The sequence below is a fragment of the Pseudoalteromonas sp. TB25 genome (assembly GCF_000497995.1).
GTDB lineage: Bacteria > Pseudomonadota > Gammaproteobacteria > Enterobacterales > Alteromonadaceae > Pseudoalteromonas > Pseudoalteromonas distincta.
The window spans coordinates 1-3,112 of the sequence record NZ_AUTI01000206.1 but is presented as its reverse complement, the minus strand read 5'-3'; the positions used below and the strand labels follow the sequence as shown (position 1 = coordinate 3,112).

2 protein-coding genes are annotated in these 3,112 nt (G+C 41.6%); both read right to left on the bottom strand.

Annotated features, from left to right (window positions below; genetic code table 11):
• Positions 1–2,285: efflux RND transporter permease subunit (locus L652_RS0105200; protein WP_024603349.1), on the bottom strand; the 2,285-nt coding region annotated here is incomplete at its 3' end.
• On the bottom strand, positions 2,282–3,112 hold an 831-nt coding region (locus L652_RS0105195; RefSeq protein ID WP_024603348.1), incomplete at its 5' end, for an efflux RND transporter periplasmic adaptor subunit. The genes L652_RS0105195 and L652_RS0105200, both read right to left, overlap by 4 nt.

Sequence of the window (3,112 nt, the reverse complement as noted above, 5' to 3'; positions counted from 1 at the left end):
AAGCGAACCATTACACGTACATCATCACGGCCGCGCTGAATACGTTGGACTTGCGAGCCAAAGAACGAGTTACGCACTTGACCTGCAACATTAACTCTATTTAAGCCCAGCGCTAAGCCTTGCTGCGTAAGCTCTATTTGTAACTCTTCTTTACCATCAGACATGCTATCGGCAATATCAAATACCGTTGGGTAGGTCGATAAACGGGTTTTAATGTGATCAGCCACGTCTTGTAAAATAGTCAACGAAGTCCCGCTAAGCTGAACATCAATTGGGTCAGAACTTCGGCCAATTTCAGCTCTAAACGTTAAGCTTTCAGCGCCTGGAATGACACCAATTAAATCGCGCCATTCGCTGGCAAGCTCTCTTGATCCTATGTCTGATTCACGCTTTTCAGCCGGTGTTATTTCAAAGCGTACAGAACCTGAATTAGATACACCACCGCGCCCGCCTGTTGTGGCTAATATATTTAAAATAACGCTTTCACCTGTATCTGGGTCGCGGTATTTTTCTTGTAATTGCTGCGCCTTTTGCGACATATCAATTACGTATTTATTAGTGACTTCAAACGGCGTACCTGTTGGTAGTGTTAAGTTAACGCGGACTGTTTCGCTTGGTATACGCGGGAAAAATACAAACTTAGTCCAACCACTAGTGATCATGGTTAAAATTATTATAAACACACCAACAAACAAACTTACCGAAGCCAATTTATGGCGCAGTGCTAAATTTAAAGTGGGTTGGTAATATTTTAAAATCGCGTTTTCAAATCCATCTGCAAAACGCTGTTGAATAACATCAAACTTTGAAGGTTCGCCTTTTTCGTGGCGTAGTTTTATATATTTTAAATGTGCGGGTAGTACAAATTTAGATTCAATCAATGAAAACAATAATACCGGAATAACCACTACCGGTATTTGTGCAAACAAAGCACCGCGCGCCCCTTCAATAAAGGCCAAAGGTAAAAAGGCGGCAACGGTAGTTAATACACCAAATGTTACTGGTGTTGCGACTTCTTGAGTACCTAAAATTGCAGCTTGCTCGCCCGACTTAGCTGTTTTTAAATGGGTATAGACATTTTCGCCAGTAACTATGGCGTCATCAACAACAATCCCAAGTACTAATATAAAGCCAAATAAGCTCATAATATTAAGGGTTACGCCAAATATAGGCATCGCTATAAACGCGCCCATAAACGAAACCGGAATACCAATAAATACCCAAAATGCAATTGCAGGTCGTAAAAACAAAGTAAGCAAAGCAAGTACTAAAATACCGCCTTGTAGGGCATTGGTCGTTAGTGTGGCAATTCGACTTTTAACCAGCTCCGAATCATCATCCCAGTAACTTAGTTCAAATCCTTGTGGAAGGGAGCTTTGTTGCTCTTTTATGTAATTTTTAACTTCGTCAGCAACAGTAATCGCACTTTGCGGACCAATTCGATATACGTCGATAAATGCAGCCTGCTTACCATTAAAGCGAGTACGTACTGGGGTTTCTTCAAAATCGTCTTTAATTATTGCAATATCGCCTAAACGAATAATAGTGCCGTCAGCTTGGTTTTTAACAACAATATTGGCAAATTCATCTTTACGATATGCTTGCCCTTTAGAGCTTATAAGTACGTCCCCACCTTCAGTTTTTAAGTTACCAGCAGAAATATCAGAGCTTGAATTAGCAATGGCACTCGATATTTGTGCCAAACTTAAATCGTACTGGCGAAGAACGTCTTGGCTTACTTCAATGGCAATTTCATAATCACGAACACCACTTAGCTCTACCTGCGTCACATTTGGTAAACGTAGAATTTGATCGCGTACTGTTTCTGCGTATTCACGGGTTTCTTTTTCGCCGTAATCACTTGATACGGTAACCGCGATAACTTCGCGAATTCGTTCCGCAAGCGCGACTATTGGCTTTTCAGCATCGGCTGGAAAGGTGTTAATTGCATCTACACGACTTTTAATATCGGCTAAAAGCTCACGCGGGTCGTAGCCCGTTTCAACTTCAATTGTTACAGAGCCTGAGCCTTCAGAAGAGCGGCTAAATATTTGCTTTATGCCCTCTAAATCTTGTACGGCTTCTTCTATACGAATTGTTACGCCTTGCTCTACATCCTCTGGTGTTGAACCGCGCAAACTTACGTTCACGCTTATCATGTCGGTTTCGAATGAAGGGAATACTTCAAGCGGTATTTTAGTCGATAAACTAAAAAGCCCCGACAGCAGCAGTGTTACTAGCAATAAGTTAGCTGCAACATGGTTTTTGGCAAACCAAGCTATCATGGCTTATCTCCTTGCTTTGCTGGACGGCGTTTTTTTAACTCTTCAACACTAATACCAAGCTCTTTTGCTTTTTGTTCAAGCTGCTCTGGAGTCGGGCGCTTTCCTTTACCTTGCCCATTCGCTCCACGGCTTTTAGGTTGATCTGCGCTTTGTTCACCTAAAATACTTACTTGAGTTCCTGAACTTACTTGACCAAGTGGAGTAATAACAAGCTTATCATTTGCGTTTAAACCGGTTTTTATCATCGCCTGAGTCGCATTTTGCCAAGCTAGTGTGATGTCTTTGCGCTTAAGTACGCCACCTTCAACAATGTAAACGTACGTTCCTTGATAAATTGTACTGTTAGGAATTATAAGTGCGTTAGATACTGTTCTGCCGGTAATTTGCGCTTTTATATACTGCCCAATTTTTATTGGGTACTGGTTATTTGCTGTTGCTTTATACGGGTCATTAATTTTAGCAACTACATAAAGCTGCTGTGCGCCTTCATCTATAGCACCTTCTGTGCGTGCTAATTGACCTTGCCACGTTTGCTCACCTACTAAGTCAGAAGTAAATTTAACAATTGAACCCGCTTGGTTTTTAGCACCATCGCGATACTGCTCTGGTAAATTTACAAATGGGAGATCTTTATTTTTAATTGGTAAGCGAATCTCAACGCTATCGATTGCGTAAATGGTTGCTAACTGTGTGTTGTTAGTAACAACTTGCCCTAAATCAACACTGCGGCTAAGTATACGCCCCGCATATGGCGCCGTTACTTTAGTGCGCTCTAAATCAAGCATCGCTTTTTCAAGTGCTGCCTGAGCCGATAAAACCTCAGCTTC